Annotated in this window: 23 protein-coding genes; 20 read left to right on the top strand and 3 right to left on the bottom strand. The window is 75.4% G+C overall.

Annotation, left to right across the window (positions count from 1 at the left end):
- The first annotated feature begins 2 nt into the window (after window positions 1-2).
- The 8 genes from LN037_RS02595 (at window position 3) to LN037_RS02560 (ending at window position 6554) form a co-directional block, all read left to right on the top strand.
- The gene (locus LN037_RS02595) at window positions 3-1382 is read left to right on the top strand and encodes an Rv0497 family membrane protein (protein ID WP_230749562.1); all 1380 of its coding nucleotides are present in this window, start codon (window positions 3-5) and stop codon (window positions 1380-1382) included.
- Entirely contained in the window at window positions 1379-2197 is an 819-nt protein-coding gene (locus tag LN037_RS02590; RefSeq protein WP_230749560.1) for a sugar phosphate isomerase/epimerase family protein, read from the top strand. Before LN037_RS02595 ends, LN037_RS02590 begins: the two co-directional genes overlap by 4 nt.
- 125 nt (window positions 2198-2322) lie before the next feature.
- A complete protein-coding gene (gene proC, locus LN037_RS02585; protein WP_230749558.1) occupies window positions 2323-3144 on the top strand; it encodes a pyrroline-5-carboxylate reductase in 822 nt (273 codons plus the stop codon).
- 182 nt (window positions 3145-3326) lie between these two features.
- On the top strand, window positions 3327-3554 hold the full coding sequence (locus tag LN037_RS02580) for a helix-turn-helix domain-containing protein (protein ID WP_230749556.1): 228 nt from the start codon (window positions 3327-3329) through the stop codon (window positions 3552-3554).
- Between the two features lie 118 nt (window positions 3555-3672).
- Entirely contained in the window at window positions 3673-3774 is a 102-nt protein-coding gene (locus LN037_RS02575) for a 30S ribosomal protein bS22 (RefSeq protein WP_010241351.1), read from the top strand.
- 64 nt (window positions 3775-3838) lie between these two features.
- Entirely contained in the window at window positions 3839-4945 is a 1107-nt protein-coding gene (locus LN037_RS02570) for an NAD-dependent epimerase/dehydratase family protein (protein ID WP_230749554.1), read from the top strand.
- 35 nt (window positions 4946-4980) lie between these two features.
- A complete protein-coding gene (locus LN037_RS02565) occupies window positions 4981-5988 on the top strand; it encodes a lysophospholipid acyltransferase family protein (protein WP_230750367.1) in 1008 nt (335 codons plus the stop codon).
- 68 nt (window positions 5989-6056) lie between these two features.
- Window positions 6057-6554, top strand: a complete 498-nt coding sequence (locus LN037_RS02560) for an RDD family protein (RefSeq protein WP_230749552.1) — start codon at window positions 6057-6059, stop codon at window positions 6552-6554.
- Window positions 6555-6664: 110 nt separating this feature from the next.
- Here the strand turns inward: LN037_RS02560 and LN037_RS02555 are convergent, their stop codons facing one another.
- From LN037_RS02555 to LN037_RS02545, 3 genes are all read right to left on the bottom strand, one after another.
- The gene (locus LN037_RS02555) at window positions 6665-7618 is read right to left on the bottom strand and encodes an HAD family hydrolase (RefSeq protein ID WP_230750365.1); all 954 of its coding nucleotides are present in this window, start codon (window positions 7616-7618) and stop codon (window positions 6665-6667) included.
- A 64-nt stretch (window positions 7619-7682) separates the two neighbouring features.
- Entirely contained in the window at window positions 7683-8843 is a 1161-nt protein-coding gene (locus tag LN037_RS02550) for a DUF5667 domain-containing protein (protein WP_230749550.1), read from the bottom strand.
- A gap of 283 nt (window positions 8844-9126) precedes the next feature.
- Window positions 9127-9810, bottom strand: a complete 684-nt coding sequence (locus LN037_RS02545; RefSeq protein ID WP_372460376.1) for a sigma-70 family RNA polymerase sigma factor — start codon at window positions 9808-9810, stop codon at window positions 9127-9129.
- An 879-nt stretch (window positions 9811-10689) separates the two neighbouring features.
- On the opposite strand from LN037_RS02545, the gene LN037_RS02540 reads away from it, so the two are divergent.
- The 12 genes from LN037_RS02540 to LN037_RS02485 all read left to right on the top strand — a co-directional run bounded on the left by LN037_RS02540 (window position 10690) and on the right by LN037_RS02485 (window position 20855).
- Window positions 10690-10923 (top strand): glutaredoxin family protein, encoded by a 234-nt coding sequence (locus LN037_RS02540; protein ID WP_230749548.1) that lies wholly within the window; start codon window positions 10690-10692, stop codon window positions 10921-10923.
- Complete coding sequence (locus LN037_RS02535) at window positions 10920-11507, top strand: hypothetical protein (protein WP_230749546.1); 588 nt, start codon at window positions 10920-10922, stop codon at window positions 11505-11507. Before LN037_RS02540 ends, LN037_RS02535 begins: the two co-directional genes overlap by 4 nt.
- Window positions 11507-12160 carry a ferritin-like domain-containing protein gene (locus LN037_RS02530; RefSeq protein WP_230749544.1) on the top strand — a complete coding sequence of 218 codons (654 nt, stop codon included), beginning with the start codon at window positions 11507-11509 and terminating at the stop codon, window positions 12158-12160. Before LN037_RS02535 ends, LN037_RS02530 begins: the two co-directional genes overlap by 1 nt.
- Window positions 12161-12244: 84 nt before the next feature.
- Window positions 12245-13810 (top strand): molybdopterin-dependent oxidoreductase, encoded by a 1566-nt coding sequence (locus tag LN037_RS02525; protein ID WP_230749542.1) that lies wholly within the window; start codon window positions 12245-12247, stop codon window positions 13808-13810.
- Between the two features lie 107 nt (window positions 13811-13917).
- A complete protein-coding gene (locus LN037_RS02520; protein ID WP_372460354.1) occupies window positions 13918-14646 on the top strand; it encodes a redox-sensing transcriptional repressor Rex in 729 nt (242 codons plus the stop codon).
- Window positions 14643-16058, top strand: coding sequence for a glutamyl-tRNA reductase (locus LN037_RS02515; RefSeq protein WP_230749540.1), 1416 nt, complete (start codon window positions 14643-14645; stop codon window positions 16056-16058). Before LN037_RS02520 ends, LN037_RS02515 begins: the two co-directional genes overlap by 4 nt.
- Window positions 16055-17011, top strand: coding sequence for a hydroxymethylbilane synthase (gene hemC / locus LN037_RS02510; protein WP_230749538.1), 957 nt, complete (start codon window positions 16055-16057; stop codon window positions 17009-17011). Before LN037_RS02515 ends, hemC begins: the two co-directional genes overlap by 4 nt.
- A gap of 45 nt (window positions 17012-17056) precedes the next feature.
- Window positions 17057-18691, top strand: coding sequence for a bifunctional uroporphyrinogen-III C-methyltransferase/uroporphyrinogen-III synthase (locus tag LN037_RS02505; RefSeq protein ID WP_230749536.1), 1635 nt, complete (start codon window positions 17057-17059; stop codon window positions 18689-18691).
- A gap of 2 nt (window positions 18692-18693) precedes the next feature.
- Entirely contained in the window at window positions 18694-19668 is a 975-nt protein-coding gene (gene hemB, locus LN037_RS02500; protein ID WP_230750359.1) for a porphobilinogen synthase, read from the top strand.
- A gap of 7 nt (window positions 19669-19675) precedes the next feature.
- Window positions 19676-20089: a DUF7937 domain-containing protein gene (locus LN037_RS02495; protein WP_230749534.1), complete on the top strand. Its 414-nt coding sequence runs from the start codon at window positions 19676-19678 to the stop codon at window positions 20087-20089.
- Complete coding sequence (gene mce1N, locus LN037_RS02490) at window positions 20089-20583, top strand: transport-regulating membrane protein Mce1N (protein ID WP_230749532.1); 495 nt, start codon at window positions 20089-20091, stop codon at window positions 20581-20583. The genes LN037_RS02495 and mce1N overlap by 1 nt, the downstream gene beginning before the upstream one ends.
- Window positions 20584-20636: 53 nt before the next feature.
- Complete coding sequence (locus tag LN037_RS02485) at window positions 20637-20855, top strand: hypothetical protein (protein ID WP_230749530.1); 219 nt, start codon at window positions 20637-20639, stop codon at window positions 20853-20855.
- Window positions 20856-20879: the final 24 nt, after the last annotated feature.

Here is a 20879-nt window from a genome sequence, read left to right as displayed (position 1 = left end):
CGATGACGACCGACGGTCCCCCTCCGCGGGGCTCTCAGCGCAGTGTGGCGGAGCTGCTCGCCGCCTACGGCGCCGAGTCGCGCTCGGCGTCGCCCGCCCCGCCCCCCGAGCCGCCGTCGCAGGACCCCTACGGCGACACCGGGTACGGCACGCCGGACCGCGCGTACGGCTCGTCGTACGGGTCCTCCTACGACGGCGGGTACGGCCGCAGCGCCTCCTACGACGACGGGTACGGCTCCGCCTCGTACGACGCCGGCTACGGCTCGTCCGGCTCGTCCGGTTACGCCCCGGAGCCCGGCTACTCCTCGGGCGGCTACTCGTCGGGGTACGCCTCGGGCGGCTACGGCTCGGCCTACGACGACGGGTACGGCGCGAACGGCTACGGGCAGGCCGGCCCGGGATACGGGGCCGACCCCTACGGCTCGTCCCCCTACGGCTCATCGTCCTACGGGTCCTCGTCGGGCTCGTCCTACGGATCGTCGTCGTACGGGGCCGCCGGCTACGGCTCGTCGTCGTACGGATCGCCCGGGTACGGGTCGTCGTCCTACGCCGACCGCGCGCCCGAGCAGTCGTACGCGCCGGAGCCCTACCAGCAGGAGCCCTACGGCGGGTACGGCGGCGCGTCGTCCTACGGGTACGCCCCGTCGCCGGCCCCGTCCGCCTACGGCCAGCCCTCGGGCGTCCCGCGCCAGGCCGGCCCGCCCGCGGGCTCCGGTCCGCAGCCGGCGAGCCCGCCGCCGTCCTGGACGCCGTCCGCGCCGCCGTCCATGCCCTCCGGCCCGGCCGCCGCGATCGCCCCGACGACGGTGACCCCGGCCTCGCGCCCGGCCGCCCCGTCGTCCCCCGAGGCGCCGACCACCGCGCAGCCGGCCGCGTCGACGCAGGCGCAGCCCACGCAGGCGCAGCCGGCCGCGGCCCGCGCCGCGTCCGCACCGACCACGGCGACACCCCGGCCCGACGCCGACGGCGGCCCGCCCACGGCCGCCTCGCCCGCCGCCCGCCCGGACGCGACGCGCGCCGACGCGCCGGCCGGTCTCGGCCGGGACCGCGATCTCGACGCCGACGACCTGGACGACGACGACTGGGACGACGAGTACGACGACGAGCCCGCCGAGCGGCCGTCCGCCAAGGAGTGGGCGGTGATCGCCGCGCAGCTCGTGGTCGGCGCCGTTCTCGGCGCGCTGCTCTGGATCGGCTTCTCCTACCTGTGGCAGTCCCAGCCCGTCATCGCCCTGGTGCTCGCGGCCGCCGCGACCGGCGGGCTCGTGTTCGGGGTCCGGGCCATGCGCCGGTCGGACGACCTGCAGACGATGGCGCTCGCGATCGTCGTCGGTCTCGTCGTCACCGTGTCACCGGCCGCGTTCGTCCTCCTCGCTCGTTGAGCCTCCCGGACGGTCCGCAGGTCCCCGTCGCGCTGTCCACGGCGTCGGTCTACCCCGAGCCGATGTCGGCCGGGTTCGACGCGGCCGCCGAGCTCGGCTACGACGGCGTCGAGCTGATGGTGTGGAACGAGCCCGAGTCCCGGCAGCTGCGCACGGTGGCCCGGCACTCCGAGCGCACCGGGATGCCGGTCCTCGCCGTGCACGCGCCCTGCCTCGCGATCACCCAGCGGGTGTGGGGCGCCGACCCCGCGGAACGGCTGCGACGCAGCGTCGTGCTCGCGGCCGGGCTCGGCGCGCCCACGGTGGTGCTGCACCCGCCGTTCCGCTGGCAGCGCCGCTACGCCGCGGGCCTCGTGCGCCAGATCGACGAGCTGGAGCGCGCGCACGGGGTGCGCGTCGCCATGGAGAACATGTTCCCGCTGCGCCGGGGCCGCGTCCGGGTGTCCAGCTACACGCCGGGCCACGACCCGACGATCCCCGGCGCCCGGCACTACACCCTCGACCTCTCGCACACCGCCGTCGCCGGCGACGACGCGTTCGCGCTGCTCGAGCGCATGGGTGACCGGCTGGTGCACCTGCACCTCGCCGACGGCACGGGGGAGAGCCACGACGAGCACCTCGTCCCCGGCCGTGGGACCCAGCCGTGCGCCGACGTGCTGCGGCGGCTGGCGCTCACCGGGTACGACGGGACGGTGGTCGTCGAGATCTCGACCCGTCGCGCCCGCACCCGCAACGAGCGCCTCGACGCGCTCGCCGAGTCGCTGCTGTTCGCCCGGCTGCACCTCGGCTCGCGCACACCGCGTCCGCGGGCCTGAGGGCGGGTCCCGCCGGTGTCAGCGGTGGCCCACGGCTGACGTCCGGTGTCAGCAGGTCGCCACGGTGCGCGCCGGACCCGTGGGGCCGACCGGACCACACCCGCCGTCGGGAAGACTGCGGAGCCATGACGACGACCGTGGTGGCGGTGCTGGGTGGGGGACGGATCGGCGAGGCCCTGCTGGGCGGGCTGCTGGCGGCGGGGCACGACGCCGGGTCGCTGTTGGTCGTGGAGCGCGACACCGCGCGGGCGCAGGACCTGACGCAGCGCCTCGGGATCACCGCGACCGACGCGGCCGACGCCGCGGCGCGGGCGGACGTGCTCGTCGTCGCGGTGAAGCCGCAGGACGTGCAGGGCGCGCTGGGTGCGGTGGGGTCCGGGCGGGAGCGCCTCGTCGTCTCCCTCGCGGCGGGCATCCCGACGACGGCGCTGGAGGCCTGGCTGCCCGCGGGGACACCGGTGGTGCGGGTCATGCCGAACACGCCGATGCTGGTGGGTCGCGCGATGTGCGTCCTCTCGCCCGGCGCGCACGCCGACGACGCCGCGCTCGACGCGGCCGAGGACCTGCTGCGCCACGTCGGGCGCACGGTGCGCGTGCCGGAGTCCCAGCAGGACGCCGCGACCGCCCTGTCCGGCTCCGGGCCCGCCTACCTGTTCCTCGTGGCGGAGGCGATGATCGAGGCGGGCGTCGCGCTCGGCCTCCCGCGCCCGACGGCGACCGAGCTGGTCACGGCCACCGTCGACGGGGCGGGCGGGCTGCTCACCGAGCCCGGCAACCACCCGTCGCTGCTGCGGGAGGCGGTGACCTCCCCGGGGGGCACGACGGCCCAGGCCCTGCGGGTCCTCGAGGCGCACGGCCTGCGTGCGGCGTTCGCGGATGCGGTCGAGGCGTGCCGTGACCGGTCGCAGGCACTGGGTTCGGCGTACGGGAACGACCGCTCGTCGTGAACGGGCCGTGCGCCCGGCGTGCGGCGTGTGCGCTTGACGCGCAGGGCGGCACGGCCACCGCACCATCACGTCGAGCGATTCATCCGTCACATGCGTCTCGCTACTCTCCGATCAGCACGTGCGTGTCGAACCGCCGGAGGGGAAGACCGGCGGCACGACGGGTGCTCGGAAGGCGGTCCACCATGCCGCAGAACGCCGCCGCCGCTGGGCGGAGGGACGAGGGTGACCTCTCGCGGGTGCAGTTCCTGACCGTGGCCGAGGTCGCCGCCACCATGCGGGTGTCGAAGATGACGGTGTACCGACTGGTGCACAACGGAGAGCTGCCGGCGGTTCGCGTCGGCCGCAGCTTCCGTGTGCCGGAGGAGGCCGTCCACGAGTACCTCCGGGGCTCGTACATCGACGCCGGCTAGGACCCCGGGACCCGGGCGGTGCATCACGGCCGCCCGGGTCACCGGTACGGTGGAGCCTTGCGCTCCGGGGCCTGGCGCTCCGGATCTCCATCCCAGGCAGTAGCGAAAGGGAACCCGTATGGGCTCGGTCATCAAGAAGCGTCGTAAGCGGATGTCGAAGAAGAAGCACCGTAAGCTTCTCCGCAAGACCCGCGTGCAGCGTCGCAAGCTCGGCAAGTGATCGGTCCCGGCCGGGGCTGAGCCGAGGGTCGCGTCCGACACCGCCAGCCCCGTCCGGGAGAGCCATGCCGCCGTCCGTCGTCCTCGTCACCGGCGTGAGCCGCCAACTCGGCGGCGACCTGGCGGCACGGCTGGCGGCGGACCCGTCGATCGACCGCGTGCTCGGGGTGGACACCACCCCGCCGAGCCGCGACATGCGCCGTCGGATGGGTCGCGCGGAGTTCGTCCGCGTCGACATCCGGAACCCGCTGATCGGCAAGGTCATCAGCACCGCCAAGGTCGACACGGTGGTGCACGCGTCGTTGTCCGGGCACCCGTCGGCCTCCGGCGGGCGCTCGATGATGATGGAGATGAACGTCATCGGGACGATGCAGCTCCTCGCGGCGTGCCAGAAGTCGGACACCGTGGGCCGGCTCGTCGTCCGCTCGACGACGAGCGTCTACGGCGCCAGCAAGCGCGACCCGGCGACCTTCACCGAGGCCACCGAGCCGAAGGCGCTCCCGCCCGGCGGGTACGCCAAGGACGCGGTGGAGATCGAGGGCTACGTCCGCAGCTTCTCCCGCCGGCGGCCCGACATCCCGGTGACCACGCTGCGGTTCGTGAACTTCATCGGCCCGCGCGCCGACACGGCGTTCGCGCACTACTTCTCGCTGCCCGTCGTGCCGATGGTGCTGGGCTTCGACGCCCGGGTGCAGCTGCTGCACCACGAGGACGCGGTCGCGGTGCTCGAGCGGGCCACGACGAACGACCTGCCCGGCGTGTTCAACGTCGGCGCCGACGGCGTGCTGATGCTCTCGCAGGCGATCCGGCGGGCCGGTCGCGTGGCGCTGCCGATCCCGGAGCCGCTGGTGCCGTGGGTCGGCCGGATCACGCGGCGGGCCCGGCTCGTGGACTTCTCGCCCGAGCAGATGCGCCTGCTCAACTACGGCCGCGTCGTCGACACCACCAAGCTCAAGACCGAGTTCGGGTTCGAGCCGCGGTGGACGACGGTGCAGGCGTTCGACGACTTCGTCGCCGGCCGGGCACTGCGCCCCGTCGTCGACACCGACCGCATCGTGAACGTCGGCGAGTCCGTCGTCCGCGGTGCCGCGCACTACCTCCCCGGTCACCGGGGTGCGGCGGTCCAGCTCGAGGCCGCGCCGGACCAGCCCGCCCTCGCACCGGTGCGCTAGGGGAATCGCTCGTGAGCAGCAGGAGGAACGACCCGATGGGCGAGGCGGACGTCATCCCGCTGCACGGCCCGGGCGGGCGGCCGCGACCCCGGCCGACGCCGCGCCGACGCAGCCTCACCCCACCGCCGGTGGAGACCCCGCCGGAGCCCCCGGTGGCGGAGGAGCCGCCGCCCGCGAACCTGCCGGTCCCCGCGGCGCCGTCCGAGCTGGAACGCACGGTCACCGAGGTCGCGGCGTTCCTGCGGCGCCGGCTCGCGGGCCGCTACACGGTGGACGAGTTCGGCTTCGACCCCGACCTCAACGAGAACGTCATCCTCCCCACCCTCCGGCCGCTCTACGAGCGCTGGTTCCGGGTGGAGACGATCGGCGTGGAGAACGTGCCCGCCGAGGGCGGCGCGCTGCTGGTGGCCAACCACTCCGGGACGTTGCCGCTGGACGCGCTGATGACGGTGGTCGCCACCCACGACGACCTCCCGACCCCCCGCAACCTGCGCATGCTGGCCGCCGACCTGGTCTTCGGCCTGCCCGGGGCCGGGGCGCTCGCCCGCAAGGCCGGCCACACGCTCGCCTGCAACCCCGACGCCGAGGCCCTGCTGGGCGACGGCGAGCTCGTCGGGGTGTGGCCGGAGGGGTTCAAGGGCATCGGCAAGGCCTACGCCGACCGCTACAAGCTGCAGCGCTTCGGCCGCGGCGGGTTCGTGTCGGCCGCGCTGCGCACCGGCGTCCCGATCATCCCGTGCTCCATCGTCGGCGCGGAGGAGATCTACCCGAAGATCGGCGACCTCGGCCCGCTCGCCCGCCTGCTCGGGGTGCCGTACTTCCCGATCACGCCGACCTGGCCGCTGCTGGGCCCGCTCGGTCTCGTGCCGCTCCCGTCGAAGTGGTACATCGAGTTCGGCGAGCCCATCCGGACCGACGAGTTCGAGCCCGGTGCCGCCGACGACCCGATGCTCGTGTTCAACCTGACCGACCAGGTCCGGGAGAACATCCAGCAGACGCTCTACCGGCTCCTCTCGGGGCGCCGGAACGCGTTCCTGGGGTAGATCGCGTCACCCGGACCGGGGATACGCGGGTCCGCGTTCCCGACGACGGGTCGGGGCAGTCCTCGCCTGTGACCACGTCAGGGATCGTCGGTGGGCCGGTCGACGAGCGCGCCACGCGCGTGACGGTGCGACGGATCGTGCAGTACTTCCTCGACCTGTTCGTGCTGGGCGCCGTGCTCGCGGGCGTCGGGTGGCTCCTGGGGCGGATCGTGCCGGCGGCGGGCTTCGAGGTGGGGCGTAGCGGCTCCCTCGGGTTCCGGATGGTGGGGCCCGGAGGGCCCGGTCCTTCGACGGTCGGGTTCGTCGCGCTGGTCGTGCTGGGGTTCGTCGCGTTCGTGCTCATCCCGTTCTGGACGGGCCGCACCCTGCTGATGATGGCGCTCGGGCTCAAGATCGTGCGCCGGGACGGTGAGCCGGCCTCGTTCGGTCAGCACCTCGGCCGCGCGCTGCTGCTGGTCGTGGACACGATCGCCGGAGGCCTCGTCGGGCTGATCGTGATGCTGTGCTCCCGGCACCGCCAGCGGGTCGGCGACCACGCGGCGGGGACGGTCGTCATCCGCGGCTGATCGCGAGTGGCACGTGGGGCAGGTCCGGGCGGCCCGGGACCCGCGTGGTGTGCCACTCGACGCGGGAGGCGACGCCCGCGGACCGGCACCGACCCGCCGTCGGGAAGGCGCTAGCCGCGTCGGCGGTAGGCGGCCCCGGCGGCGACCGCCCCGGCCACGGCGCCCGCCCCGAGGACGGACGGGACCCCGATCCGGGCGACCTTGCGGCCGGAGCGGAAGTCGCGGATCTCCCACCCCTTCTTGCGCGCCAGGGCCCGGAGCTCGGCGTCGGGGTTCACGGCGACGGCGGTGCCGACGACCGACAGCATCGGCGCGTCGTTGATGGAGTCCGAGTAGGCCGAGCAGCGGCGCAGGTCGAGCCCCTCGCGGGCGGCGAGCGCCCGGACGGCGTGCGCCTTCGCGGGCCCGTGCAGCAGCTCGCCCACGAGCCGCCCGGTGTAGACGCCGTCCTCGTGCTCCGCGACGGTCCCGAGCGCGCCCGTGAGGCCCAGCCGGCGCGCGATGATCCCGGCGAGCTCGAGCGGGGTGGCGGTGACCAGCCAGACCCGTTGGCCCGCGTCCAGGTGCATCTGGGCGAGCGCGCGGGTGCCCTCCCAGATGCGGTCGGCCATCAGCTCGTCGTAGATCTCCTCGCCCAGCTCGACGAGCTCGGACACCTCACGTCCCGCGACGAAGGACAGCGCCGCCTCGCGGTGCTGCCGGATGTCCTCGGGGGTGCCCTCCCCGCCGAGGCGGAACTTGACCTGCTGCCACACGAAGCCGCGCAGGTCGGCGCCGGAGAAGAAGTTCCGCGCCGCGAGTCCGCGTGCGAAGTGGAAGATCGATGCGCCCATCATCATCGTGTTGTCGACGTCGAAGAACGCGGCGGCCGTGAGGTCCGGGGGGACGCTCGGCGTCGTCGGGCCCTCGGTGTCCGCGGCCGCGGCGGCCGCGGCCCCGGCGTCGCGGGCGGCCCCGCCGTCCTCGATGCCCGAGGCCGCGAGCGAGGAGGGATCCAGGGCCTCGAACGCGTCGTCCGCGTCGTCCGAGGCCTGGCGGTCACGCCGTCGTCCCACCGCCTGCACCCTCCCGCTCACATGCCGGACGTCCTCCGGCAACCCTAGTGGAGCGGGACGGGCGTGCCGCTCGTCAGCCGATCGACAGACCCGGGAGGCCGGGCAGCAGCGGGGGCAGCTCGACCTTCGGGAGCCCCGGGACCGGCAGCGGCACGTTGACCGGCGCGGGCGTGCTCGTCGGGGCCTGGGTGCCCTCCGACGACGAGCTCGAGGCGCGGGTGGAGTCCGTGCCCGAGGTCGTGGTGGTGGTCGGCTCGGTCGAGGTCGTCGTCCGGGTGGTCGACGACGGCGTCGAGGACGACGTCTCCGGGGCGGCCGTGGTGCTCGCGGCACCCGAGCGGGCGTTGCGGCAGGTGTCCGAGGGGAGCGGGCCGAGCTCGTCGGCGGACGCGGTGCTGCACGACGGGTCCGACTCGAAGGCCGCGGCGCGGTCCTGCAGCTGCGTGAGCAGGCGCTGCGACGAGGCGGCCTGCTCACGACCCTCGGGGGAGAGCGACGGCGAGAACGAGTCGAACGTCTGCTGCTGCTTCGCGGCCCACTGGGTGAGCGTGCTCGCCGACGGCCCCGAGGGGCGGTTGACCAGGCCGAGCAGGAGCTTCGAGCCGGTGCGGGCCTGCTGGTCGAAGGCACGCAGGTTGTCCGCGACGAGGGCGGCGTCCGAGTCGTCGAGGCCGGCGGCGGTCGGGCGGGGCCCGGCGGCGGTGGCCGCGTCGCGCTGGATCAGCTCCTGGATCTCGTCGAGCCGGAGTGCGGCGATGTCGAGGTGCTTCTGCCCCTTGGCCTCCTGGCCCGAGGTCAGGCCGATCTCGGCCGACTCCGACGCCCGCTTGAGCCCGTAGAGCATGTCGCCGGGCAGCGAGCCGCGGGAGAGCAGGACCGTGAGGGCGCCGAGGGCCAGGATGCAGGCCACGCCGGCGACGGTCGTCGACATCAGCCGACGCATCGCGGAGCGGGCGGGTCCGGTCGAACCGGAGGCGGAGCCGGGACGGCGGTCGGCCGGCCGGGTCGCCCCGCGGCGGTCGGCGCGGCGGCGTCCGTGCGAGGGCCGGGCGGGAGCGTCGGTCGCGGCGACCGTGCGGGTCGTCCCGGCGTCCGACGGCGCCTGCTCGGTGATCGCGGCCATCACGGAGGCCCGCATCCGGGCGGAGGCCGCGGCGTCGGGACCGGGGGTGGCCGCCGCGACGTCGCGGAGCAGGTCGGCGATCCGGAGATCGTCGGCGAGGTCGGTGTCCACGGCTCGGTTTCGTCCGGGGACCCCTGAATCGTTACCGCCGCGCGCTGGATCGCTGAACGGCGGTGTGGTCTGCGCCGGACGGCCGGTACCGCGTGCGCGGACCTGCTCGTCCCAGGCAGCGGCGAACCGCTCGTCTGCCCCGTCGCGACCGCTCGACATGTCGTCCGTCCTCATCGTGCGCCCGTGCCCTCCGGCACGTGCTGTACCCGTCGTCTATCGGAACGACCGGATAGGCGACCGGTTACGTCCTCCACGCCGACGGGTGGAACTACATCGGTGTCACTCACCGCAAACCCTCGGGGAGCAGTTGAGCGAGGCGGCGCACCGCCCGGTGCTGCAGCGCCTTCACCGCGCCCTCGTTGCGCCCCATGATGTGCGCCGTCTCCGACACGGAGAGTCCCTGGAGGAACCGGAGGGTGATGCATTCCTGCTGGTCGTCGCCGAGCTTGGCGACGCAGCGCAGGAGCTCCTCGTGGGTGGCGCCGGCGATGACCTCGCTCTCCGGGCCGGGCCGGTGCTGGTCGGGCGCGACGTCGGTGATCTCCGGGGTGGCCTGCTCGAGGCGGTAGCGGCTCGACTTCACGTGGTCGAGGACCAGGTTGCGGGCGATCGTGACGAACCACGCCCCGATGTCCCGGCCCTGGTAGCTCACCGAGGAGATGCGCCGGAAGGCCCGGACGAACGTCTCCTGCGTGAGGTCCTCGGCGACGCCGCGGTCGCCCAGGCGGTAGAAGACGAAGCGGAAGACCACGTCGTGGTACCGGTCGAACAGGGTGCCGAACGCCTCGACGTCACCCTCCTGGGTGGCGCGCACGAGCGCCCAGCCGTCGGCGACCGACTCGTCGGCCTCGTCGAGGCCGGCCTGGTCCAGCTCGGACTGGTCGACCTCGTCCTCGGCCTCCGGGCCGTCGCCGACCGGTTCGGCCGGGGCCGGGAGCGGCGCGGTGGCGGGCGCGGGCTGCGGCACCGGCACGGGTCCGGTGGGCGCCCCCGGGTGCACGCCGTTCCCGGCGACGGGCGGGCCGCCCGCTCCGGGGCGCGGCGGGGGAGGCGGCGGGGGCAGCGGCTGCCCGGGTGCGGGACGCACCGGCGCGGGTCCGGGCGGCGGCGGCGCCTGGCGCACGGGACCCGGGTGCCCGCTGATGCGGGGCAGGTCCGGGTGCGACGGGTGGTCCATCGGGTGCGGCCCGGGAGCGGGTCGGCCGCCGTCGCGGCCGCGCTGCTCCGGGTACGGCGTGGCGAACCCCTGCTCCGGCGGGCCGCCCGCGAAGGCGCCCAGCGGCTCGGGCGGGGTGTCGGTCAGCGCGCGGCCGGGGCGCACGACGCGGTCGCGGCGCCCGGGGCCGGGCTCGGGCGGGTTCCCACCGGCGCGAGCCGTCATCGCGCTCCGCCGGAGCCGCCGTGGAGCGGAGCTGGACCGTCGGTCCCGGCGGAGCGCAGCGGGGCCCCGGGGACGAGGCGCAGCGGAGCTCGACCATCGCTGGCCGCGGGCGCGACGGGGGCCGACACGGGCCCCGTCGTCACGCCGACGCCGACGACAGCGGACAAGGCGTTCTCCCTCGCTGGACGACCACTCGCTTCCACCGGTGTGTCCCGGGCCGTCCGGTCCTGTCGACCGAGACCATCCCGTGACCACGCTGGGGACGGAGCATACGTGCGGCGCGGAGGCCCTCGTCACCGGAGCGCCACCCACCCGACGCGGGCTCGTTGACATGCCCTTGACCTGCGGTGAGAGGTCCCGACCACGCCGTCGGCGGTCGGTACGGGTCTGCCAGACTCCTCCGCACGCGAGCAGGAGGGATCCGGGTTGTCACAGTCGGTCGGAGAGTCGTCCGACACCGTCCGGGTGACGGTGCTGGTGCGTGCGGACTGTCGGACCTGCGACCGGATGGCGCTCGTGGTCCGCGCCGTCTGCGAGCAGGTGGGGGAGGACTGGGAGACGGTGGACGTGGAGGCCGCCGCGTCCGACCCGGAGCTGCGCGGGGAGTTCGGCGACCGGATCCCGGTGGTCCTCGTCGACGGCGAGGAACTGGCCTCCTGGCGGCTCGAGCCCGACGACCTGCGCCGGGCGCTCGCGTGACCCCCGCCCAGACCGCGACCGGGGACGTCCCCGCGCTGCGCACCGCGACCTCGCTCGTCGTCCTCGCGCAGTCGACCTACCGGACCCTGCAGACCAACCCCGCGGGCGGCGGCGCCACGGCCGTGCCGGTGGTGCGCGACCTGCTGGCCGCCGCGGTCGTGGAGCTCGGGGACGCGCGGTCCGCCCTGACGTCGGCGACCACCGGTGCGGGCGGCCGGGCGCAGACGGCGCCGGACCCGGCCTACGGCTCGGTCGTCGACGCGGCGCTGCCCACCGTGCGGACCCCGGCCGACGTCGTCGGGCTGGTCCTCACCCTCGAGGACGTCCTCGCGCAGACGTTGGTCGCCGACGCCGCCGCGCTGTCCACGCCCGCGCTGCGGGCCCTGGCGCTGCGCCTCGGGTCGGCGGCCGCGGCGCGCAAGGCGACCCTGCTGGTGGTCAACTCGCTGCTCTCGGCGGGCCGCGCCGACCTCGTGGTCGCGCCGCCGGACCTGGCGTCGCTACCCGGCGGGGTCGGCACGGTCGGCTTCCCCGACACCCGCTTCCCGACGGCGAAGGCCGCGCCGCCCGAGGAGGGCAACTGATGCTGTCCCGACGACGGGTGTTGCTGGGTTCCGCGGTCGGCCTGCTCGGTGCCGGTGCCCTGGCCGCCTGTTCCGACGCGCCGCCCGCGGCCGCCCCGTCGGCGCCGCCCGGCTCGCCGGCGCCCACCACCACGACGACCACCCGCGTCCCCTACGTCGGCGACCAGCGGGCGGTCGCGCTGTGCGCAGCCACCTCCGCGCTCGCCGCGAGCCTCTACTCCGGCGCGGTGCTCGCGGCCGGGGACGGCCGGCTCGGCCAGGTGCCGGGGGTGGTCACGGCGTTCCTGGCCGGGGCGGGCGCGCAGCACACCGAGCACGCCGCCGCGTGGAACGCGCTGCTGACCGCGGCCGGGCGGCCGGCGGTGAGCGGGATCCCGCTGACGGTGGAGAGCGAGCGGCGGGCGGCACTCGGCCGGGCCGCCGCACCCACCGACCTGCTCACGCTCGCGGTCGACGTGGAGGCGATGGTGGGCGGCACCGTGACCGCGCGGGCGGCCGAGTTCACCGATCCGGGGGCCGCGGCGCTCGCGGCCACCCTCGCGCCGGTCGCCGCGATGCACGGGGCGACGGCCTCCTTCCTGCTCGGCCGGCCCACGGGCGCGACGCCGAGCGCGGCCGGTGCGCCCCTGGGGCTCGACGCGCTGACGGCGTGACCCGTCGTCGGGACGGGCGGGGGTGAACCGTCCGACCGTGGGCAACCGAATCGCAGCGGCCGCCCGCGAACGACAGGAGTCCCCATGGCGATCCCCACCGCCGACCGGCCGACGGCGTCGGACGAGGCGGTGCCGGACCGCGGGCGTGGCCGGCGCGTCGCGGCCGCCGTGCTCGCCGTCGGTGCGTCGATCGGCGTAGGCGAGCTCGTCGCCGCGTTGGTGTCCCCCGCCGCGTCGCCGTTCCTGGCCGTCGGGCAGGGGGCGATCCGTCTCACGCCGGAGTGGCTGAAGGAGACGGCCATCGCGTGGTTCGGCACCTACGACAAGGTGGCGCTGCTCGTCGGGATGGTCGCGGTGATCGTCGCGATCACCGTGCTCGCCGGGCTCCTCTCCCGCCGCGACGAGCGCCCCGGCCTCGTGCTCGTCGTCGCGATGGGTCTGCTCGCGCTGATCGCGACGGTCACCGCGCCCACCTTCGCGCCGTTCGACCTCGTGCCGCCCGGGGTCGCCGTCCTCGTGGGCATCGGGGTCTGGCGCCTGCTGCACGGGCTCGCGGTGCGAGTGCCGGCCGCACCGGACGCGGGGGCGGGCGCGGTCAGTCGCAAGCGGTTCCTGACGACGGCGGGTCTGACCGCCGTCGGGGCGCTCGCGGCGGGCACGGTCGGGCGCGTCGTCACCGCGGGCGCGGCGGGCCCGGCCTCGGTGACCCTCCCGCCGGCTCCCGCCGGCCCGGCGCCGGTGCCGGCGGGCGCGGACTTCGTCGCCGACGGCACGCCGTCCTGGCTGACCGCACCCGCCGACTTCTACCGGATCGACACCGCGCTCTCCGTGCCGCGGCTCTCCACCGCCGACTGGTCGCTGCGCGTCCACGGCCTGGTCGACCGCGAGGTGACGCTGACGTTCGACCAGCTGCGGTCGATGCGCCTGATCGAGGCGCCGGTGACGCTGACCTGCGTGTCCAACGAGGTGGGCGGCTCGCTGATCTCCAACGGCCGGTGGCTCGGCGTCCCCGTCCGCGACGTGCTGGCCCTCGCGGGCGTGCGGCCCGGTGCCGAGCAGATCGCCTCGACCTCGGCCGACGGCTGGAACTGCAACACCCCGCTCGGCCCGCTCACCGACGGCCGCAACGCGATGCTCGCGATCGGGCTCGACGACGCGCCGCTGCCGGTCGAGCACGGGTTCCCGGTGCGCATGGTGGTCCCGGGGCTCTACGGCTACGTGTCCGCCACGAAGTGGATCACCGACATCGAGGTGACCACGTTCGCGGCGTTCACCTCCTACTGGGAGCAGCGGGGCTGGGGGAAGTTCGGTCCGGTCAAGACGTCCTCGCGCATCGACGTGCCCCGCGACGCCGCCACCGTGCCGGCGGGCCGCACGGTGGCCGCGGGCGTCGCGTGGGCGCAGCACACCGGGATCGCCGCGGTCGAGGTCGCGGTCGACGACGGCCCGTGGCAGCCCGCCGAGCTCGCCGTCGAGCCGAGCGTCGACTCCTGGCGGATGTGGCGGCTGCCGCTCACCCTCGCGCCGGGGCCGCACCAGCTGCGGGTGCGGGCCACCGACCGCTCGGGCGCGGTGCAGACGGGCGCGGAGGCCCTCTCGATCCCGGACGGCGCCACGGGCTGGCACACTGTCGCGGTCACCGCGGTCTGAGGCGCCTGACCAGCGACTTTGTGCGTGCGTTCACGAGCGGTACCCTCGTGGGTGTTGATTCGGTGACGACGAGCGGTGCATGTGGTGCGGGCAGGGAGGCTCCCGGCGTGACGGTGGACGGGGGCGTGTCCCGCCCTGCTCGCCCCTCCCTGACGCGCGTCGACCCCGAGCGCATCCCGCAGGCCACGGTCGCGCGGCTCGCCGTCTACCTGCGGGTGCTCACCGAGATGCTCGCCCAGGGCGTCCGCACGGTGTCCTCGGACGTGCTGGCGGCGGCGGCCGGGGTGAACGCCGCGAAGCTGCGCAAGGACCTCTCGCACATCGGCTCGTCCGGGGTGCGCGGGGTCGGCTACGACGTCTCCCGCCTGACCGAACAGGTGGAGAGCGTGCTCGGGCTCACCCGCTCGCACGCGGTGGCGCTGGTCGGGGTGGGGAACCTCGGACACGCGCTCGCGGGCTACGGCGGGTTCGCCCAGCGAGGATTCGGGGTGGCGGCGCTGTTCGACGTCGACCCGGACCTCGTCGGGACGACGATCGGCGGGGTGGAGGTGCTCGACGTGGCGCAGATCCCCCGCGTGTGTGCCTCCCGAGGGGTGACCATCGGGGTGATCGCGACACCCGCGGGTGCGGCGCAGCAGGTCTGCGACGCGCTGGTGTCGGCCGGGGTGCCCAGCATCCTGAACTTCGCCCCGGCCGTGCTGTCCGTCCCCGCGGGCGTCGAGGTGCGCAAGGTCGACCTGGCGGTGGAGATGCAGATCCTGGCGTTCCACGTCTCCCGCCACGACGGCAGCGCGGCGGCCGCCGGCCGCGAAGCGACGGGAAAGGTGTTCCGATGAGTCTGTTGCTCGTGGGTGTGTCGCACCGCACGGCGCCGGTGTCGGTGCTGGAGCAGGTCGCGATCTCCGGCGAGGACACGGCGAAGGTCCTCGACGAGCTCATCAGCGGTGAGCACGTCTCCGAGGCCGTGGTGCTCTCGACGTGCAACCGCATCGAGATCTACGCGGTCGTCGAGACGTTCCACGGCGGGTTGACCGAGGTCTCCGGTGTCCTCGCGCGCCACGCGCAGACCGAGGTGTCGGCGCTGACCGACCACCTGTACGTGCACTACGCGGGGTCCGCGGTCGAGCACCTGTTCTCCGTCGCCGCCGGCCTCGACTCGATGGTCGTCGGCGAGGCCCAGATCCTCGGCCAGCTGCGTACGGCCTACTCCGCGGCGCGCGAGCTCGGCACCGTGGGCACCGTCCTGCACGAGGTCGCCCAGCAGGCGCTGCGGGTCGGCAAGCGCGTGCAGAGCGAGACCGGCATCGACGCGGCGGGCGCGTCCGTCGTCACCGAGGCCCTCGACGACGCCGAGGCCGCCCTGGGCAGCCTCGTCGGCCGCCGCGCCCTCGTCGTCGGCTCGGGCTCGATGGGCGGCCTGTCCGCCGCCGCCCTGCGCCGCCGCGGGATCGGCGAGGTCGTCGTCGCCAACCGGACCCCCGAGCGCGCGGAGCGGCTCGCCGAGATCACGGCCGCGGAGGGCACGCCCGCCCGCGCCGTCGGCCTCGAGGAGCTGGGCGCGGCGCTCGCCTCCGCCGACGTCGTGATGGTGTCCACCGGGGCCGTCGGCACGGTCGTCGACCTGGACACCGTCCGCACCGCCCGCACGCGGACCGACCGCGCGCTCGTCGTCTGCGACCTGGGCCTGCCGCGCGACGTCGCGCCGGAGGTCGCCGCCCTGCCGGGCGTGACGCTGGTCGACCTCGCGACGCTGGGCGTGCGGCTGCGCGACGCGGCCGCCGGGCACGCCGTCGAGACCACCCGCGCCCTCGTCGCCGAGGAGGTGCGCAGCTACCTCGCGGCGCAGCGCTCCGCCGAGGTCACCCCCACCGTCACCGCCCTGCGCCGCCGCGCGGCCGAGGTGGTCGACGCCGAGCTGCTGCGCCTCGACGGACGCCTGCCGGGCCTCGAGGCCGACGTGCGCGGCGAGGTCGCGAAGACCGTCCGCCGCGTCGTGGACAAGCTCCTGCACACCCCGACCGTGCAGGTGAAGCGCCTCGCGCAGTCCCCGGGCGGGGACACCTACGCCGAGGCGCTGCGCGAGCTGTTCGAGCTCGACCCGCAGGCGCCCGCCGCCGTCGCGTCGGGGCCGGTCGCCGAGATCGTGACCGCACCCGACGTCGTCACGGGTGAGTCCTCGCACCTGGAGGGGGCCGAGGTCGACCAGGCCCTCGCGGCCCGGAGCGCGGGAGAGGCGGCGCAGCGATGAGCCCCGCCGACCTCGGCACCGTCCGGATCGGGACCCGGGCGAGCCTGCTCGCCCGGACCCAGACCCAGACCGTCGCCGACGCGCTGACGGCGGCCGGGGCCACCGTCGAGATCGTCCACGTGGCCACCGACGGCGACGCCACGCAGGCCGCGAACATCCCGCTCGCCGGCTCGGGGGTCGGGGTCTTCACCTCGGCCCTGCGGGACGCGCTGCTCGACGGGCGCATCGACGTGGCCGTGCACTCCTACAAGGATCTCCCGACGGCGGGTCTGTCCGGGGTCGTGCTCGCGGCGGTGCCCGAGCGGGCCGACCCGCGGGACGTCCTGATCGCCCGGGACCAGATGGTGCTGGGCGAGCTGCCCCCGGGCTCGGTCATCGGCACCGGGTCGCCGCGGCGCACCGCGCAGCTGCACGCGCTCGGCCTCGGCCTCGAGGTGGTGGGCATCCGCGGCAACGTGGAGACCCGCATCCGCAAGGTCACCGACGGCGAGGTCGACGGCGTCATCCTCGCCCGGGCGGGCCTGGCCCGGATCGGGCGCGCGGGGGAGGCCACCGAGGTCCTCGACCCGCTGCAGATGCTGCCCGCCCCGTCCCAGGGCGCGCTGGCCGTGGAGTGTCGCGCGGCCGACACCGACCTCGAGACCTTCCTGCGGTCGACGCTGCACGACGAGGCGACGTTCACCGCGGTGTCGGCCGAACGGGCGGTCCTGCAGGAGCTCGGATCACCGTGCAGCGCCCCGATCGGTGCACTCGCCGACATCGTCGAGGATCTGGACGACGACGGACGCATCGTGGAGAGGCTGTCCCTGCGCGCGTTCGCCACCACGGCCGAGGGTGCGCCGGTGCGCAACTCGGCCACCGGGGAGACGAAGGATGCCGAGCAGATCGGGCGGTCCCTGGCCGCCGAGCTGCTCGCCGACGGGGCGGAGCCGCGCGGCGCGCCGTCGCCGTGAGCCCCCCGACGCAGTGAAGAAGACGGATAAGGACGAGACAACGACATGACCGCACCCCCCTCCACCACCGCCGGCCGGGTCGCCTTCGTCGGCAGCGGGCCCGGTGACCCCGGCCTGCTCACCGTCCGGGCTCGCGAGGCGCTGTCCTCCGCGACGTACGTCGTGGCGGACCCGGGCGTGCCGGACGAGATCGTCGCGTCGCTCGACGCGGACCGACCCGAGAGCACCGTGACGGTGCGCCGCGTCGGGGCCGACGCGGAGGTGTCGCCGCTGGGCGACGACGCCGCGGGTTCCCTCGCCGAGGGCGCCGAGATCGCCGCGCCGCTGCCGGAGGACCCGGCCGCGCTGGCCGAGCACCTCGTGACCCGCGCCCGCGAGGGCGACTCCGTGGTCCGCCTCGTCGGCGGGGACCCGCTGACCCGCGAGTCCGTGATCACCGAGGTCAAGGCCGTCGCGACGGCGGGCGTCCCCTTCGACGTCGTCCCCGGCATGCCCGCGAGCACCGCCGTCCCGGCCTACGCCGGGGTCGCGCTCGGCTCCGCCCACACCGCGGCGGACGTCCGCGGCGGGCTCGACTGGACCACGCTCGCCGTCGCACCCGGGCCGCTCGTGCTCACGGCGACCGCCGCCGACCTCGCGTCGACGTCGGCGTCGCTCGTGGAGAACGGCTGGAAGCCCGACACCGCGGCCCTGGTCACCTCGCAGGGCACCGAGTCGAAGCAGAAGACCGTCACCTCGACGGTGGAGAAGCTCGCGGCCGACGGCGCCGACCTGGAGGGCCCGCTGACCCTGACGATCGGCGAGGCCGCGGGCGACCGCGCCGCGCTGTCGTGGTGGGAGTCGCGCTCGCTCTACGGGTGGCGCGTGCTGGTGCCCCGCACCAAGGACCAGGCGGGCGCCATGAGTGACCGGCTGCGCGTCCACGGCGCGGTGCCGGAGGAGGTCCCGACGATCGCGGTGGAGCCGCCGCGCTCGCCCGCGCAGATGGAGCGCGCGGTGAAGGGCCTGGTCGACGGGCGCTATCAGTGGGTGGTGTTCACCTCGCAGAACGCCGTCCGCGCCGTCTGGGAGAAGTTCCAGGAGTTCGGCCTCGACGCCCGCGCCTTCTCCGGCGTGAAGATCGCCTGCGTCGGCGAGGCCACCGCCTCGGCGATCCGCGCCTTCGGCGTGCACCCCGAGCTGGTGCCGGCCGAGCAGACCGAGCAGTCCTCCGAGGGCCTGCTCGAGATCTTCCCGCCGCACGACGACGTGCTCGACCCGGTGGACCGGGTCCTGCTCCCGCGGGCCGACATCGCCACCGAGACCCTCGCCGAGGGCCTGCAGGCGCGCGGCTGGGAGATCGACGACGTCACCGCGTACCGCACGGTGCGTGCCGCGCCGCCGCCCGCGCCGACCCGCGAGGCCATCAAGACCGGTGGCTTCGACGCGGTGTGCTTCACCTCGTCCTCCACGGTGCGCAACCTGGTCGGCATCGCCGGCAAGCCGCACGCCCGCACGATCGTCGCGTGCATCGGCCCGAAGACGGCCGAGACCGCCGTCGAGTTCGGCCTGCGGGTCGACGTCAAGCCGGACGTCGCCGAGGTCCCGGCGCTGGTGGAGGCGCTCGCCGCGCACGCGGACAAGCTGCGTGCGGAGGGCGCGCTGCCGCCGCCGCGCAAGACGAAGGCGCGCCGGCGGTGACCATGTACCCCACCGACCGCCCGCGGCGGCTGCGCACCACCCCGGCGCTGCGCCGGTTGGTCTCCGAGACCGACGTCCGCCCGCGGCACCTGGTGCTGCCGGTGTTCGTCGCCGAGGGGCTGGACGCGCCGAAGCCGATCAGCTCGATGCCCGGCGTCGTGCAGCACACCCGCGAGACCCTGCGGAAGGCGGCCGCCGAGGCCGCCGCTGCGGGCCTCGGCGGGATCATGCTGTTCGGCGTGCCCGCGCGGCACGACGCGACCGGCTCCGGCGCCGTCGACCCCGACGGCATCCTCAACGTCGGACTCCGCGAGGTCCGCGAGGAGGTCGGCGACGCCCTCCCGGTCATGGCCGACACGTGCCTCGACGAGTTCACCGACCACGGCCACTGCGGCGTGCTCGCGCCCGACGGCACGGTGGACAACGACGCGACCCTCGAGGTCTACGCCGAGATGGCGGTGGCGCAGGCCGACGCCGGCGCCCACGTCGTCGCGCCGAGCGGGATGATGGACGGCCAGGTCGGGCGGATCCGCTCCGCCCTCGACGCGGCCGGCCACACCGACACCGCGATCCTCGCCTACTCCGCGAAGTACGCCAGCGCGTTCTACGGCCCGTTCCGCGAGGCGGTCGACTCGCAGCTGACGGGCGACCGCCGGACCTACCAGCAGGACCCGGCCAACGCCCGCGAGGCGCTGCGGGAGACGACGCTGGACCTGGCCGAGGGCGCGGACATGGTGATGGTCAAGCCGGCCATGGCCTACCTGGACGTGCTGCGCTCGGTCGCCGAGCTCTCCGACGTCCCGGTCGCCGCCTACCAGGTGTCCGGCGAGTACGCGATGATCTCCGCCGCCGCCGAGCGGGGCTGGATCGACCGCGACCGGACGATCCTGGAGAGCATCACCGGCATCCGCCGCGCCGGCGCCGACATCGTCCTGACCTACTGGGCGACCGAACTGGCGACCCGGCTCGATCGTTGAGCGCGACATGAGCGAGCACGTGCGTGAGGTCACCCCGCCCCGCGAGGAGCCGCACCGCCCCACGATCGTCACGGTGGCGCTGGTGCTCTGGGCCGTGCTCGGGGTGCTCCTCGTGGGCACCGCCGTGCTGTTCCTGATCGCGCTCGCCGTCGGGAACGCCGACCCGAACACCGGGGTCGGCTCGCTGGTGCTCACCGCGGTCGTGCTGGCCGCGCTCGGCGCCGCGACGCTGTGGGCCACGCGCGGGCTCGCGGCCCGCTCCCGGCCCGCCCGGGCGACGTTGACCGCGATCGGCGTGGTGCTCGCCGTCGCGGGCCTCGTCCAGCTCACGTTCCTCGGCGTCGGCGGCGTGTACTTCGTCGCGTTCGCCGCCGGGGCGTTGCTGCTGCACCTGCCGGCGGCGCGCACCTGGTTCGCGTGATGGCCGGGGGAGACGCAGCGGAGCGGAGCCCGGCCACGGCGGGCGGCCCGGTGCGCTTCGCCGAGGCGGGTGCACCCTGGTGGCCCGTCCTGATCGGGCCGGTCGTGGCCGTCGGGGGCCCGTTCCTCGACCGGCTCGCCCCCGGCGGGGCGACCCCCTGGGCGTGGGTGGTCATCGGCGCGGTGCTGCTCGCCCCGATCGCGCTGATCGTGCGGGTCCGGCGGCGCCTGCTGAAGGTGCGGGTGACCGACACCGAGCTGGTCCAGGGCGAGGAGGTCGTCCCGCTCGAGCGTCTGGTCGGCGTCCGCCCGCCCGACGGCAGCGGCCGGTTCGGCATCAAGCCGTTCGGCGACCACCCGTCGGTGCTGCGCCACCTCGGCGCCGTCGTGGTGACGATGGACGACGGCACCCGCCGCGCCGCCTGGGCCCGCGACGCCGACGGCCTGCACGCCGCGCTGTCGTCGGTGCTCGCCGAGCGCGAGCCGTCGTCGTGAACCGGGCGGAGACGGAGCGCAGCGGCGCCCCACCCACGGGGCGTCGTGCGCTGGTGACCGCGGTCGTCGCGGTCCTGCTGCTCGTGGCCGCCGGGCTGTGTCTGGCGCGGGGGCTGGACACGGAGCCCTCCACCGGCGGCCTGCTCGTGGCGCCGGTCGAGCTGACGCGCGTACTGGGCGTCTGGGTGACGGCCGCCGTGGTCCTCACCACGGCCGCCGTGCTGTGCGTGGTGGACGTGGTGGCCCGGGTCCGGGCCGTGCGCGGGGCCTGAGCGCCCCCTCCGCGTGGCAGGAAA

It is taken from the genome of Actinomycetospora soli, assembly GCF_021026295.1.
Classification (GTDB): domain Bacteria; phylum Actinomycetota; class Actinomycetes; order Mycobacteriales; family Pseudonocardiaceae; genus Actinomycetospora; species Actinomycetospora soli.
This window is presented reverse-complemented; position numbering and strand designations above follow the sequence as displayed.